At 41.0% G+C, this 15749-nt stretch carries 12 protein-coding genes, 1 tRNA gene and 1 pseudogene; 12 read left to right on the top strand and 2 right to left on the bottom strand.

All coding sequences use genetic code 11. The annotated features are described in order from the left end of the window. The first annotated feature begins 108 nt into the window (after positions 1 to 108). The 6 genes and pseudogenes from pth to nfuA all read left to right on the top strand — a co-directional run bounded on the left by pth (position 109) and on the right by nfuA (position 7435). Positions 109 to 705 (top strand): aminoacyl-tRNA hydrolase, encoded by a 597-nt coding sequence (pth, locus tag MEPCIT_RS01275; protein ID WP_013975647.1) that lies wholly within the window; start codon positions 109 to 111, stop codon positions 703 to 705. 63 nt (positions 706 to 768) lie between these two features. Further along, entirely contained in the window at positions 769 to 1860 is a 1092-nt protein-coding gene (ychF, locus tag MEPCIT_RS01270) for a redox-regulated ATPase YchF (protein WP_013975646.1), read from the top strand. A 494-nt stretch (positions 1861 to 2354) separates the two neighbouring features. Then, positions 2355 to 3266: pseudogene (ftsY, locus tag MEPCIT_RS01265) on the top strand (signal recognition particle-docking protein FtsY); the annotation flags it as partial. Positions 3267 to 3859: 593 nt separating this feature from the next. Continuing rightward, on the top strand, positions 3860 to 4717 hold the full coding sequence (gene rpoH / locus MEPCIT_RS01260; protein ID WP_013975644.1) for an RNA polymerase sigma factor RpoH: 858 nt from the start codon (positions 3860 to 3862) through the stop codon (positions 4715 to 4717). A 661-nt stretch (positions 4718 to 5378) separates the two neighbouring features. Further along, entirely contained in the window at positions 5379 to 5717 is a 339-nt protein-coding gene (locus MEPCIT_RS01255) for a MaoP family protein (protein WP_013975643.1), read from the top strand. 1142 nt (positions 5718 to 6859) lie between these two features. Next, positions 6860 to 7435 carry a Fe-S biogenesis protein NfuA gene (gene nfuA / locus MEPCIT_RS01245; RefSeq protein WP_013975642.1) on the top strand — a complete coding sequence of 192 codons (576 nt, stop codon included), beginning with the start codon at positions 6860 to 6862 and terminating at the stop codon, positions 7433 to 7435. Between the two features lie 44 nt (positions 7436 to 7479). Here nfuA and MEPCIT_RS01240 read toward each other — a convergent pair. Together MEPCIT_RS01240 and aroE are read right to left on the bottom strand one after the other, a co-directional pair. Next, positions 7480 to 7556 (bottom strand) — tRNA-Pro (locus MEPCIT_RS01240). Positions 7557 to 7649: 93 nt separating this feature from the next. Then, positions 7650 to 8459: a shikimate dehydrogenase gene (aroE, locus tag MEPCIT_RS01235; protein WP_013975641.1), complete on the bottom strand. Its 810-nt coding sequence runs from the start codon at positions 8457 to 8459 to the stop codon at positions 7650 to 7652. A 441-nt stretch (positions 8460 to 8900) separates the two neighbouring features. Between aroE and thrS the strand changes: the two genes are divergently transcribed. The 6 genes from thrS (at position 8901) to pheT (ending at position 15697) form a co-directional block, all read left to right on the top strand. Then, complete coding sequence (gene thrS, locus MEPCIT_RS01230) at positions 8901 to 10832, top strand: threonine--tRNA ligase (protein WP_013975640.1); 1932 nt, start codon at positions 8901 to 8903, stop codon at positions 10830 to 10832. Positions 10833 to 10835: 3 nt separating this feature from the next. Further along, the gene (infC, locus tag MEPCIT_RS01225; RefSeq protein ID WP_013975639.1) at positions 10836 to 11375 is read left to right on the top strand and encodes a translation initiation factor IF-3; all 540 of its coding nucleotides are present in this window, start codon (positions 10836 to 10838) and stop codon (positions 11373 to 11375) included. Positions 11376 to 11401: 26 nt separating this feature from the next. Further along, positions 11402 to 11599: a 50S ribosomal protein L35 gene (gene rpmI / locus MEPCIT_RS01220; RefSeq protein ID WP_013975638.1), complete on the top strand. Its 198-nt coding sequence runs from the start codon at positions 11402 to 11404 to the stop codon at positions 11597 to 11599. A 52-nt stretch (positions 11600 to 11651) separates the two neighbouring features. Continuing rightward, a complete protein-coding gene (gene rplT / locus MEPCIT_RS01215) occupies positions 11652 to 12011 on the top strand; it encodes a 50S ribosomal protein L20 (protein WP_013975637.1) in 360 nt (119 codons plus the stop codon). A 293-nt stretch (positions 12012 to 12304) separates the two neighbouring features. After that, positions 12305 to 13288 carry a phenylalanine--tRNA ligase subunit alpha gene (pheS, locus tag MEPCIT_RS01210; protein ID WP_013975636.1) on the top strand — a complete coding sequence of 328 codons (984 nt, stop codon included), beginning with the start codon at positions 12305 to 12307 and terminating at the stop codon, positions 13286 to 13288. Between the two features lie 15 nt (positions 13289 to 13303). After that, complete coding sequence (gene pheT / locus MEPCIT_RS01205) at positions 13304 to 15697, top strand: phenylalanine--tRNA ligase subunit beta (RefSeq protein ID WP_013975635.1); 2394 nt, start codon at positions 13304 to 13306, stop codon at positions 15695 to 15697. The last annotated feature ends 52 nt before the right edge of the window (positions 15698 to 15749 follow it).

The raw sequence follows: 15749 nt of genomic DNA, 5'->3' as shown, positions 1-15749 counted from the left end.
TAGTAAAAAATTCATGTATTTTATTTATAACAGTTTATAAGATCTGTGGTGACGATAATTGCTGAGAGTTTTGAGAGCTTTTTGATTAATTTCTCATGAGATCAACAAGTGTCAATCAAATTAATTGTTGGCCTTTCCAATCCAGGAAAAGAATACGCTACTACCCGCCACAATGCCGGCGCCTGGTATGTAGAATTACTGGCAGAGCACTACCATCAAAAGTTAAACAAGGAAAGCAAATTCTACGGATACACCGGTAAGTTGACCATCCGTGATAAAAATGTCTTACTGTTAGTACCTACGACATTTATGAATCTCAGTGGTAAAGCGGTAATGGCGATGGCCAAATTCTACCACATTGCACCTGAGGAAGTCCTTGTTGCTCACGACGAACTTAATCTATTGCCAGGTAGTGCGAGGTTGAAACTTGACGGTGGTCATGGCGGCCATAATGGTCTGAAAAATCTTATCAGCAGTTTTGGTAATAATTCACAATTCTACCGTCTACGCATTGGTATCGGACACCCGGGTACCAAAAATAAAGTTGTTAGCTTTGTGCTAAGCCAACCGCCAAAAACAGAATTACAGTTGATTGCTGGTGCTATCGATGAGGCCATACATTGCACACTGATTATGATTAATAATAATGCCGAGAAGGCTATTAATCGCTTACATGCCTACCAGCTTGATTTTTGTGTGAAATAATAGATAAATTATGTCTATCCGTAATTTATTAACTTATGATTCGGTCATGTAAGGTAAATAACTATGGGTTTCAAATGCGGTATTGTTGGGTTACCCAACGTTGGTAAATCAACCTTGTTTAATGCATTAACTAAAGCAGGAATCAAAGCAGCCAATTTCCCTTTTTGTACTATCCAACCCAATACTGGAGTGGTGCCAATGCCCGATCCCCGTCTTGATAAGCTGGCGGAAATTGTCAAACCGCAGCGTATCGTACCAACAACCATGGAGTTTGTCGATATCGCTGGTCTGGTAAAAGGCGCATCACAAGGGGAAGGTCTAGGCAACCAGTTCCTCAATCATATCCGTACAACTGAAGCGATTGGACATGTCGTGCGTTGCTTTACAAACGACAATATAATTCATGTGGCTGGTAAAATCGATCCGGCAGAAGATATTGCTGTCATTAACACCGAGCTTGCTTTATCCGATTTAGAAGTATGCGAACGTGCCATTAATAGAGTGCAAAAACTTACAAAAAGTGGTGATAATCATGCTAAGTTGGAGCTATCGGCACTGAAAAAATGCCTGTTACAACTGAGCAATGCAGGTATGCTACGAACATTGAATTTATCCAATGATGAGAAACAGGCAATCGACTATCTTAGTTTTTTGACGATCAAACCAATGATGTACATCACTAATGTCAATGAAAATAGTTTTGACAATAACCCTTATGTTGAGCAAGTGCGTGCTATCGCCGCGGCTGAGGAGTCAATTGTGGTAACTATCTGTGCCGCGGTAGAATCCGATATAGCTAAGCTTAAAACAGAAGCACGCAACACATTCATGGCGGGAATTGATTTTGTAGAACCAAGTTTAACTAGCGTTATTCGCGCCGGCTATAAACTGTTGAATCTGCAAACATATTTCACCGTAGGAGTAAAAGAATTGCGCGCCTGGACCATCTCGGTAGGCACTACCGCACTACAGGCATCCGGTAAAATTCATAATGATTTTAGAAAAGGCTTTATTCGAGCGCAGACTATTTCTTTTGAAGATTTTCTTTTCTATAAAGGAGAGCTTGGCGCCAAAGAAGCCGGTAAAATTCGCTCTGAAGGTAAACATTATGTGGTTAATGATGGCGACGTAATGAATTTCATGTTTAACGTTTGAAGTTTTTTTCTACTCACTGATGGCACGATGAAGTTGCTGTAACTACTATACTAGTTTTAATATTATTCTTGAATGACGGTTTTATTTAATGCTCGTCAAATATTATTTGACACCTATGTTATTAGTACGATGACTAGTACTAATAACAAATAATAGTAATGAATAAATAACAAATGCTTAATTTTTGGTATTGTTCCACTAGGGTCAAGTGTAAACTGGCGATTATTATCTAATAACTAATAAATTATTTACCCTACATCAATTTTAGATCAGGAGTAGTATTGCCAATGGCAACAAAGAAAAACAGCATGTTAGTTCAATGGTTTGGCTTGAACTATCAAGCCGCTGATAGAGAACCAGAAGCAAAACAAGATACAGATACAACTAGCACAAATGATGCCACTTTATCTGAAATTCCGAAAACTAGCTTACAGCATGAAAACAAGATTCCGTGGCCAGCAGAAGACGGTGTACCAACTGTTTCTAGGGGCGTTGGATTATTTGCTAGATTGAAAAAAAGTTTAATAAATACCCGCCTGAATCTAGGCTCTGGATTGATTCGATTGTTCCACAACAAAAAAATTGATGATGCTTTTTTCGAACTATTAGAAGAACAATTACTCGTTGCCGATGTTGGAGTTGAGACTACGCAAAAACTAATTGATGGTTTGAATGCCAACGCCACGCGGCTGCTAAATGACACCAAGGCTCTATACAGCCAATTACGCTTAAATATGGCAGACATACTTGCTCACGTCGAGCAGCCACTAAATATAACTGGTAAAAACCCGTTCGTTATTCTTATGGTAGGAGTTAACGGCGTTGGGAAAACAACTACTATCGGTAAAATCGCTTATCAATATCAGGCAGAAGGCAAGAGCATCATACTAGCAGCGGGAGATACATTTCGGGCGGCAGCAGTGGAACAGCTTCAGGCATGGGGAGCACGTAATCATATCCCGGTAGTGGCGCAACAAACTGGCGCTGACTCCGCATCAGTCATCTTTGATGCTGTTAAAACTGCAAAAGCACGCTGTATTGATGTACTAATAGCAGATACTGCGGGACGTATACAGAATAAAACGCACTTAATGGACGAACTACAGAAAATCGTTCGTGTAATGAAAAAGCTTGATGTTGATACTCCCCATGAGGTGATGCTAATTATCGACGCTAACACCGGGCAAAATACTGTTAACCAAGTCAAGTTATTCAATGAAGCAGTTGGAGTTACTGGTATCACACTAACCAAATTAGATGGTACCGCGAAAGGTGGGGTAATTTTTGCAGTTGCTGAAAAATTTGGCATCCCTATTAGATATATAGGCTTAGGTGAAGCTATTGATGATTTACGTCCATTTAAAGCGAAGGATTTTATTGATGCACTTTTACCCCGTATGTCTTAAAAAAATAATAATGATTAGACTGTTAACTAAGCACAACTGATTTTAGTAGAAGCAAAATAAGATGCTGCAAAGTATTTTACTTCTATCCTGCCGAAAGATGTTAATGGCTATTCCGCAGTAATAATAAATACTATTGTATATATGTAACATAAACATGGCCAGAGTCCTATCTAGCGCTTGGCTTTCTTGATAATGGGTTAAAACTATTTTTTTTGTTTTTCTTGTATAGGAAGCTCAATAACAGTATTAGATGGAAATGTAACTATGCATAGACCTACCTAGTTAGTCAGATCTCTACTATGATAGGTATACTGATTATGATCAAGGTATGCAATATGGATTGAGGCTTAATCACGTGATGTTATCTAGCTTGGCAGATCCTAAAAGTTATTTAGGTTGACAGTGGACATTTTATTGATCTTGTTATGATCCCAATATTGATTGGTATTGGAATATGATCTCTATCTTTTGTTCTAAATTATCTAACAGAATGGCAGCATTCATTCATTATTGCTGTTAGATTAATGTTAATCTCATCATCTGTCACAGGTTTACCTTTAACCGGCATCCAAGGTGCTAATGCGAGGTCATAAATGATCAAAGATATTCAAGTGTTAGCTTATATTCCCCAGGGCAGTTTGGAAGCCTATGTTAGGATTACAAATACCTACCAGATACTGACGGCTGAAGAAGAAAAGGTTTTAGCTGAACGTCTGCATTATCAAGGAGATTTAGAAGCAGCCAAGCAGCTGATTCTGTCTCATTTGCGCTTTGTTGTTCATATTGCGCGTAACTATTCAGGTTATGGTCTACCCCAGGCTGACCTAATTCAGGAAGGCAATATAGGACTAATGAAAGCTGTACGCCGTTTTAACCCTGGAGTGGGAGTGCGGTTAGTGTCATTTGCGGTCCACTGGATCAAGGCAGAAATTCACGAATATGTGCTACGTAACTGGCGTATTGTAAAAGTAGCGACTACTAAAGCGCAGCGCAAGTTGTTCTTTAACTTGCGTAAAACTAAGCAACGTTTAGGCTGGTTTAACCAACAAGAAGTAGAAATCGTCGCTAAAGAGTTGGGTGTAACCAGCAAGGATGTACGCGAAATGGAGTCCCGCATGGCAGCGCAGGATATCACGTTTGATCCCACGCCGGAAGATGATATACAAGCAGGGCAGTCGATGATACCTATGCTTTACCTGCAAGATAAAGCATCTAATTTCGTCGATCGCATAGAAGAGAACAACTGGGACGATCATGCTACCGACAGGTTAAGCACAGTGCTAGAAAGTCTCGATGAGCGCAGCCAGGACATTATACGTGCGCGTTGGCTAGATGATGACAACAAAAGCACACTACAGGAGCTAGCCAATCGTTACGGGGTTTCAGCTGAGCGTGTTCGGCAGCTTGAAAAAAATGCTATGAAGAAAATGCGGCTGGCAATTGAAACTTGACGACAGAAAAAAAATACAAGCTTTAGCTTAGCCCATTTCATTGGGCTAAGCTAAAGCAGTAGAATTGATGCTAATTCATGATATAGATAAAGCGCGTAGGTAATAAATAGTGTATTGGGCATAATAATTTACTGCTAATATCGTTCATCTTGATGATATTTAAAATCATTATTAATAACATAACTGTCAATCACTCTTATTGCTTGTTCTTGCAATCATCTATTTTTTTAACATTAATAGCTGCTAGTTTCAGACAAAACCACATTATTTAAATGGTAATTATTAGTAACTAGCTAGATGTTAAACCTGGCTATGTTCTTGTTTATACGCTGTTAGCCTGTCGTATCGTAAGTTACTAAGCTAAGACTATATCAATGGCTGTTCGGCAGCCAAACATACCTGTTATTCGCCTTCAAATTATAATTTGGTGATCTACTAGCCAGATAATCATCAATTATGTGTAGGGCAACAGCTGTTCCCCTACCGCGATTAGGCTAATATTATGGTTAAGTTGGGAAAAAAATTACCTTTTAACGGCGTAGCGTGCTCCCAAAAATAATTATATTAATGATAATATTGCGTTTAACACACATTCAAGCCTAATACTCCATACCATACATACATAGCATAGTTTTATTCTAAAGATAGGAGATCATGTAAGATGGTTAACAACTTTTTTACTTCTACTCGTTATTTTGATAACAAAAATTATCCTCATGGCTTCTCTCGTCATGGTCATTTTACTATTCGTGAGGCGCAATTATTGGAGCATTTTGGCCATGCCTATAATGATCTTGACAGCGGCAAACGGGAACCTGTAACCGACGTTGAACGGCAATTTGTTGCCATGTGCCACGGTCAATTAGTCCCTTCTAATGAACATGAGAAGGTTTGGTTCAAATATGTCGAGTATACGCGCCGGCCCAAGCGTTTTCATACTCTGTCGGGAGGTAAACCACATATGGATGTAGTAGAGGAATATACTGATACAGACGATTGATCACTACTGAGTGAGAAGTGATTTCCATTGTTGCTAGCTACATCTAATTTACCATTAGATGTAGCTATTTTAGGTTTACACTCCATATTAGCTAGCCAAGCATCCTAGCATAGGGGGGTAATTTGTGCTGACCAGGCGCGTGTTGTAATAGTGCGTACAGATACGCCCAGTTCTGTTTTATTAACCATTGCTACCAGGGTTAATAATATCAACATCATTACGTAATATTTCTTAACCAGTTTAACAATTGTTAAACTGGTTAAGTTTGGATAATAAATGATCGTTACGGACTATTAATTGCGCGTTGTTACTTTTTTTAATCACAATATCATTCTTGATTAGTCCGAAATCGTGCATGCCGTTTTTACCTAACCACAAAGCATATTGTAGCCAGCTAAGCAATGCTAATAATAGCAACGTTAATTTCCTCATTAATCACTGATCACTTTTCACCGCATAATCATCAGGTAACTTCAGGACATCTAATACTAGCAGGTAAATATTGAGGTAAAGCCATTAATAAGCTGTAAATGCAGAAAACATTAATAATTGAATGATTACTAACTAATATTCTGTTGCCGGCTGGTGATTGTTTTTGATCCTACTGATTAAAATTATTGTTGATGTCTTAACCATTTTCGTAAACAGTTTCATTGGTGATTACAGAAAATATTGTCGTCTATCTAACTAAGTAGAATTTATTACTGATAATTTTTCGGTTAGTTCTTGACTTAACTGTTTGCTGGAGAGCGAATTTTAGCTTTGTAGCGCTGCTGCCAATCTGAAGTTGGTTTTTTGTACTACGTTGTTTTGGCACTAGTGTCAATTACCAGCTTTTTTCTAGTACCAAACAGTTATGGCAAAAATTGAGAGTATTGAGTTTACCCTGGGTCAGGCGTTAGTTGATACTAACGTTGATGGTTAACGTTACTTATTAAAGTGTTATTACGTATACCCTCCTACTCTAATATAGAATATAGTGTAGTGTTATGTGCCCGCTATAAAATTTCTTTTTGTGCTAATTTTATCTGTTTGTTCAGCAAATGGATGATGCTAGTAACAATTTTATCATGCTTAAACAGCGCTGTTATAGTGAAATATTATATAATGTTTAGTTATTTTCTATTGATTGAGAAAATATTATGATTAGGATTACTAATGCTGCTCAAGAGCATTTTGCTAAATTATTATCAACTCAAGAACCGGGTACACAGATTCGTGTATTTGTTATTAATCCTGGTACACCTAATGCAGAATGTGGTGTTTCGTATTGCTTACCAAACACGATAGATGCCACTGATACTGAGCTAAAGTTCGATACAATATCTGCCTATATTGATAATATATCCGCGCCTTACTTGCAGGATGCAGAAATTAATTTCGTCACAGATAAACTTGGTTCGAAGCTTACGCTGAAAGCACCAAACGTTAAAATGCACCAAGTGAGCGACGATGCTCCGCTGATTGAACGTGTGGAATTTTTATTACTATCGCAGATTAATCCGCAGTTGGCAAGCCATGGTGGTCAAGTAAAACTCATAGGAATAACTAATGATATGTTTGCTATTCTTCATTTCAGCGGTGGCTGTAACGGTTGTTCTATGGTGGACTACACACTTAAAACATTGATTGAGAAAAAGCTGCTAGAAAGATTTCCTGAGCTTAAGGGAGTACGGGATTCAACGGAGCACCATCACGGCAAACACTCTTACTATTAAGTAAGTGAATTAAGAAGATCGGCACCTGGCTGTTACTAAACCATTGGTCGGTGAGAGAGGATTTGAACCTCCGACCAATACGTCCCGAACGTATTGCGCTACCAGACTGCGCCACTCACCGCAATACTTGTATGGTATCACCTTTTACTACAGTTGTTTACTACAACTGCGTCAAATTTTGAACATTTATCAGCAGAGACATTCATAGAGCGCATTATAGCTCCGCGCGCAGGATTTTTAGCACCGGCAAAATTGGTGGCAATACGCCATGCCACAGTAAAAATGCTGAGGCGGCTTGGCCCACCAGCATACCAAGCCCATCGGCGCAGATGAGCGCACCGTGCCGTCGACACCAGGTGATAAAAGGCGTATCGCCACCTGGTTGATAAAACATATCGTAACAGCAAACTACTGGTGTAATAACCGACACAGGCAGTATTGGGATGTTACCCTGTACACCAGTCGATGTTGCATTAATAATTAGATCGTAATCAGGCGTTCTGAGTTGTTCCAGCGGTAGCGCACTAATATCGCTGTGGTAAAAATCTACCAGTTTCTGCGCACGGGAAAAAGTACGGTTGGTAAGTACAATTTGGCAGCCATAAGCCAGCAAAGGCTGAATCACACCACGCGTTGCGCCGCCCGCACCAATTAATAGCACCCTACTGTCTTGACGCAGTATATGAAGACGCTTTAAATCACTTACTAAGCCAATGCCGTCAGTGTTATCCCCCAGGTATGATCCATCTGGTAGTTTCTTGATAGTATTTACTGCTCCGGCCAACAACCCACGTTCGGTTAATTTATCGCATAAAGAGAAGGCACGTTCTTTAAACGGTAGGGTAATATTCGCTCCTAAACCGCCTGCTTCAAAGAAATGCCACAACGTGTGTTCAAAACTTTCCAGCGGCGCCATAACTCGTTTATAAGGGTGGGATAAACCGGTTAAAGTAGCAAAAAGCGCATGAATGTATGGTGAACGACTGTGGTGAATAGGATTGCCAAAAACGGCATAGGTATCCATGGTGTCACTCCAGTTATTTATAAGTAGTTCTGAATAAGCCAGCCACCGTGCAAATGTCTTAATTTAAGAAGTATTGCTATGCTTTATATTCGTTATGCTACGCTGCAATTTCATAATTAAAATTAAACTTCTTTTTTATTATTAAATGTCACAGGTATCATACAATATAATACATGGTATTAAATTATAAACATCGCCTAAATGATGCAGCAATTAACTTAACCTAGGTGCATATTTGTTTGTATACATTACTCTGTTTAATACTCTCAATAAATTGAATGTATTCATGTATGAATTACATTGATTTAGCTGTTTTTTTTGTACACCTGTGCAAATATGCTTGTGCACTTATTCAATAACATAACAAAAATACGCAACTTAACAATGCTAAAGTTAATATTTAATCGGTGTTTACGTGTGTAACTACTACAGGAAAATCTTATGCCCGTTATAACTCTCGCTGATGGCAGTAAACTTCAGCTTACAAAGCCTGTTTCTCCACTTGATATCGCACGTAATATAGGTGGTGCAAGCTTTGCTCAAGCTTGCATTGCCGGCAGAGTTAACGGTGAATTGGTAGATGCTTTTGATGTTATTGAGCACGACGCCCAGCTCTCAATCATTACTGCAAATGATGAGGCGGGATTGGAAATCATCCGCCAATCCTGCGCGCATTTACTGGGGCACGCCATAAAGCAATTATGGCCAAATACCAAAATAGCAATCGGGATGGTCATTGATAAAGGTTTTTATTATGATGTTGATCTAGACCATACCCTAACCAAGGATGATCTCGATCTGCTAGAAAAACATATGCACGAACTAGCAAACAAAAATTATAGTATCATCAAAGAAAAAGTTAGCTGGCAACAGGCCCGTGATGAGTTTACTTCGCGTGGTGAGGATTATAAAGTTGCTATACTTGACGAAAATATCAACCGCAATGATCAGCCAGTGCTGTATCATCATGAAGAATATGTGGACATGTGCCGCGGTCCACACGTTCCCAATATGAGTTTCTGCCACCACTTCACTTTGCAAAAAACCTCAGGTGCTTACTGGCGCGGCAATCACAAAAACAAAATGCTGCAGCGTATTTACGGTACTGCCTGGGGAAATAAAAAACAGCTTAATACCTATTTGCAACAGCTGGAAGAAGCTGCTAAGCGCGATCATCGTAAGATAGGTAAGCAGCTTGACCTCTATCATATGCAGGAAGAAGCACCTGGCATGCTCTTCTGGCACAACGATGGCTTGATTATATTCCGTGAGCTAGAAGCGTTTTTACGGATGAAACTGAAAGATTATCAATATCAGGAAGTTAAAGGGCCCTTAATGATGGACCGCATGCTTTGGGAAAATACTGGCCATTGGGAAAATTATGCTTCTCATATGTTTACTACTTCATCTGAAAATCGTGAATATTGTATCAAACCGATGAATTGTCCCGGACATGTGCAGATGTTTAATCAGGGTTTGAAGTCTTATCGCGATCTACCGATGCGCATAGCTGAATTCGGTAGTTGTCACCGCAATGAACCATCCGGCTCGCTACACGGCTTAATGCGTGTGCGCGGCTTTACCCAAGATGACGCCCATATCTTCTGTACTGAAGACCAAATACACAATGAAGTAAATAATTGCATTAAAATGGTGTATGACATATATGCTACTTTTGGTTTCGAAAAAATTTTTGTCAAACTGTCCACTAGACCAGAACATCATATTGGTAGCGATGAAGTTTGGAACAGGGCTGAGCAGGATTTAGCCGCAACGCTAACGGAAAATGGTATGCTCTTTGAATACCAACCAGGTGAGGGAGCTTTTTATGGTCCGAAAATTGAATTTGTGCTTCTTGATTGTCTGGACCGTGCCTGGCAATGTGGTACAGTACAACTAGACTTTTCAATGCCAGGTCGTTTAAACGCCTTTTATGTTGGAGAAAATAACGAACGTTTGGTCCCGGTTATGATTCACCGCGCTATTTTAGGGTCAATGGAAAGATTTATTGGCATTCTTACAGAAGAATATGCTGGTTGCTACCCTACCTGGCTGGCACCGACACAGGTTGTTACAATGAATATTACCGATCATCAGTCAGTATATGTCGAAAACCTAACGGACAAACTGTCAACAGCAGGTATTAGGGTAAAAGCAGACTTGAGAAATGAAAAAATAGGCTTTAAAATTCGCACACATACTTTGCGTCGCGTGCCTTACATGTTAGTCTGTGGAGATAAAGAGATGGAAACAGGTGAGGTTACTGTGCGTACACGCCGGGGTAAAAACCTTGGTAGCATCGACGTTAACAAGCTTATTGTAAAGCTGCAGCAAGAAATCAGTAGCCGTAATCTTCATAATATGGAGGAATAAAGTATTAAAGGCGGAAAACTAGTTCAATCAGCGCGCACCCATCGCATTAACCAAGAAATAAGCGCCGCAGAGGTTCGTCTTACCGATATTGATGGTAAGCAGATTGGTGTTGTCTACTTGAAGGAAGCGCTTGCAAAAGCAGATGAAACAGGTGTTGATTTAGTAGAAATTAGTCCAAATGCCGAACCTCCGGTTTGCCGAATCATGGATTATGGTAAGTTCCTATATGAAAAAAGCAAATCAATCAAAGAACAAAAGAAAAAACAAAGAGTTATCCAGATTAAAGAAATAAAATTTCGTCCTGGTACAGATGAAGGCGACTATCAGGTCAAACTACGTAACTTGATTCGATTTCTGGAAGAAGGCGATAAAGCTAAAATAACTATAAGATTTCGCGGACGTGAAATGGCGCACCAGCAGATTGGCATCGAATTACTGAACCGCGTTCGCGATGATCTAAGTGAACTGGCAGTAGTCGAATCTTTTCCGTCCAAAATTGAAGGACGCCAGGCAATCATGGTGCTGGCACCCCATAAGAAATAGTATTATAAGCCTGCCGAGGTGAATTAATGCCAAAAATAAAGACTGTACGCGGTGCCGCAAAACGCTTTAAAAAAACTGCTTCAGGAGGTTTTCAGCGTAAGTATGCTGGCCTACGTCATCTACTAACCAAAAAATCAACTAAGCATAAGCGTCATCTTCGACTGAAATCCAGTCTTTCTCAAAATGATTTGGGTTCGGTTGTGCGTTGCTTGCCGTACGCGTAAACGGTATTTCAACTACTGGTTGGAATGAAAATCAAATATAGGAGAGAGATATATGGCTCGCGTAAAACGCGGTGTGGTAGCACACGCACGTCATAAAAAAATATTACAACAATCGAATGGCTACTACGGCGCCCGTTCGCGTGTTTACCGTGTTGCCTTCCAGGCTGTTATCAAAGCCGGCCAGTATGCTTACCGTGACCGCCGGCAAAAGAAACGTCAGTTCCGTAAACTGTGGATTGCGCGAATTAACGCTACTGCTCGTCAGCAGGGTATTTCTTACAGCAAGCTTATCAATGGTCTGAAAAGATCTTCTATAGAGATTGACCGTAAAATTTTGGCCGATATTGCAGTATTTGACAAAACAGCATTTGCCGCTCTGACAGATAAAGCAAAATGTGCCTTAGCAGGTTGAATACTAAAGAGCCAATATTTTCCCTCACCTATCCAGAATAGATACCCACAAGTTTATAATTTTGCATGCCTATTAATGCTTGCTACTAATGTTACATGTGCTTTACCATCTGTTTGGTATGCGTTGATCTGCGCTTACTGTATTTAAAAATGCAAATAACTAAAATCAAGCTATAGCCTCCCTAAGTGGAGGTTTTTTTATTACTAATTAACTAACACAAGCGCGCTGTACTAGTACAGACGTTGACTGAGCTCATATTTATATTAAGTCATCTAGATAGAGGTTGAAAAAACATGCAAAACATCACAGAGTTGGTTATACAAGCTACATTAGACATCGCCAAGTCCCAGGATCTGGATGCTTTAGAGCATGTGCGCGTTGAATATTTCGGCAAAAAAGGTATTTTTACCCAAAAAATGAAGATGCTACAGGATCTAGCACCAAGTGAGCGGCCGGCGGCTGGTGTAGTGTTTAATCAAGCTAAGTATGACGTGCAGCAAGCGCTGATAGAACGTAAAACAAAACTTAGTAAATCAGCGTTGAAGGATAGGCTAGCAGCCGAGCAGTTAGACGTATCGCTACCTGGTAGACGCATGGCAAATGGCGGTTTGCACCCCATATCGCGCACTATAGCACGTATTGAGCATTTCTTCAATGGACTTGGTTTTTCGGTCGCTACCGGTCCTGAAATAGAAGATGATTATCATAATTTCGATGCCCTAAATATTCCCGCGCATCACCCAGTGCGCGCCGATCAAGATACTTTCTGGTTTGACGCTACTCGTTTATTGCGTACCCAGACATCCAGCGTTCAAATCCGCACTATGAAAGCGCAGCAGCCTCCTATCCGTATGATTGCCACTGGACGGGTGTACCGTAAGGATTACGACCAAACCCATACACCTATGTTTCATCAGATGGAGGGGCTTATTATTGATACTAATATTAGTTTCACCAACTTGAAGGGCACAGTGCATGATTTTATACGTAATTTTTTTGAAGAAGATCTGCAGGTTAGGTTCCGTCCATCTTTTTTTCCTTTTACCGAACCTTCTGCTGAAGTGGACGTTATGGGTAAAAATGGCCGCTGGCTGGAAGTGTTGGGATGCGGGATGGTACACCCTAATGTTCAGCGACACGTCGGCATTGACCCCAAAATATATTCAGGTTTTGCCTTTGGCATGGGTATTGAGCGATTGACAATGCTACGTTATGGTGTCATGGATTTACGTGCATTTTTCGAAAATGATCTGCGTTTTCTAAAACAATTCAACTAAAAGCGGGACAACCACATGAAATTCAGTGAACTTTGGCTGCGTGAATTGGTAAATCCAGCAATAGATAGCTCAGCGTTAGCGGAGCAGATGACCATGGCTGGACTAGAAGTAGAATGTATAGAACCTGTTGCGAGCAGTTTTACTGGGGTGGTAGTTGGCAAAGTAGTAGAATGTCGAACGCATCCTAATACAAATAAATTGTGGGTAACCAAAGTTGATATCGGCTGCGATCGACAGCTAGATGTTGTTTGCGGTGCACCCAACTGTCGTGCTGATCTGCTGGTAGTGGTGGCAAAAACGGGCGCTGTGTTGCCAGGAAACTTAAAGATTAAGGCTATAAAATGGCGCGGTGCGTTCTCTGAGGGAATGTTGTGCTCATGTTCTGAATTAGGTATTTCCAACTGCACTAATGGCATGGGCATTATTGAACTGCCCGCAGATTCGCCTATCGGCCAGGATATCCGCAACTATCTCCAGCTTAATGATAATATCTTCAGCATGAACGTCACACCGAATCGAGCCGATTGTCTTTGTTTGCTAGGTATTGCTCGCGATGTTGCGGTGCTTAACCGCATGCCACTTGTACAGCCGGTCATCGAGATGGTGTCTCCGTTGATCGTCGATGCTGTGCCGATTCACATTGACCAGAACAACGCCTGTCCACGCTATTTGGGCAGAGTGGTGAAAAATATCAACGTCAATGCTTCAACGCCACTATGGATGAAAGAAAAACTACGCCGCAGTGGTCTGCAGTCGGTGAATACCATAGTTGATATTACCAACTATGTACAGTTAGAACTGGGACAGCCCATGCATGCATTTGATCTAGATCGAATTTCTGGGGGTATTGTGGTACGTCATGCTAGGCATGATGAGGCACTTACGTTGCTTGATGGTAGAGAAGTCAAGCTGTTACCTGATACGCTAGTAATTGCTGACTATAGCAAAGTGCTAGCGATAGCCGGCATTGTTGGCGGTGCCTTCTCCAGTATCAAACCAACCACCCGCGACGTAGTGCTAGAATGCGCTTTTTTTCATCCTTTGGCTATCACTGGTCGCGCTAGCAGTTACGGACTACACACCAATGCTTCCTACCGATACGAACGCGGCGTGGATCCGGCGTTGCAACCGCGCGCTATGGAGCGGGCAACGGCGCTATTAATCTCAATTTGCGGAGGTAATCCGGGACCAGTTATAGAGGTTACCTATGAAACCGAACTTGATCAACCATCCAACATTTACCTGCAACGGGAAAACCTAGACCGTTTGATAGGATATGTTATACCGGACGAGGAAGTTAGCAATATCTTGCTCCGTCTTGGCTTCCAGGTCAGCCGCCGCGATGAGAACTGGCAAGTTCTGACACCTAGCTGGCGTTTCGATATAGCTATAGAAGAAGATTTAATTGAAGAGATCGTGCGTATCTATGGTTACGATGTAATCCCTTCGGTTCCAGTACGAGCAAACTTGTTGATGCCGCATCATAGCGAAGCAGAGCTGCCGCTGTTACGTGCTAAAACACTACTAGTAGACCGCGGTTATCAGGAAGCTATAACTTATAGTTTTGTCAACCCCACAAGCCAGTCAATGCTCCATCCGCAGCAGGAACCACTAGTACTACCACGTCCAATGGCCCAAGATATGTCCGCCATGCGTTTGTCGTTATGGACTGGCCTGCTTAGTGTGGTGGTAAATAATCAGAATCGTCAGCAGAAGCGGATCAGACTGTTTGAAAGTGGGTTGCGCTTTGTTCCTGATCATGTAGCCGACATGGGCATTCGTCAGGAGCTGATATTGGCAGGAGTAATCACAGGTCCGCAGTTTAGTGCACATTGGGATCAGTCGTGCCAGCCGGTTGATTTTTACGATGCCAAGGGCGATATTGAGGCAATACTGGAGCTGACGGGAACATTAAACGATATTGAATTTAGGGCAACACGACATCCCGCACTACATCCTGGGCAAAGTGCTGCAATTTATCGTAAACATGAAGTAATTGGATTACTTGGGATGATTCATCCTGAGCTTGAGTCAAAACTTAATTTAATGAGCTGCACAATCGTATTTGAACTTATCTGGAAGAATATTGCCAAATGTAAAATACCTAAGGCGCAGAATATTTCATCTTTTCCTGCTAACCGACGCGATATCGCAGTAGTGGTAGCTAATGATGTCGCCGCCGCCGATGTTCTCGCAGAGTGTAGAAAAGTGCTTGCAAATAAGTTATTTGGTGTAACTTTATTTGACATATATCGCAACAGTAGCGTCAAGGCAGGGTTTAAAAGTCTTGCTATCAGATTAATCTTACAGGATCCAATTAGTCCTCTAAAAGAGGATGAGATTAACACTATCGTTGCTAAATGCGTGATGGCAATAAAGCAGCGCTTCCACGCCTCCTTGAGGGATTGATTTATGACACTGATATGTCTGCTGCATCACTTTTGAAAAAATTAAGTTTTTA

It is taken from the genome of Candidatus Moranella endobia PCIT (assembly GCF_000219175.1).
Lineage (GTDB): Bacteria > Pseudomonadota > Gammaproteobacteria > Enterobacterales > Enterobacteriaceae > Moranella > Moranella endobia.
This window is presented reverse-complemented; position numbering and strand designations above follow the sequence as displayed.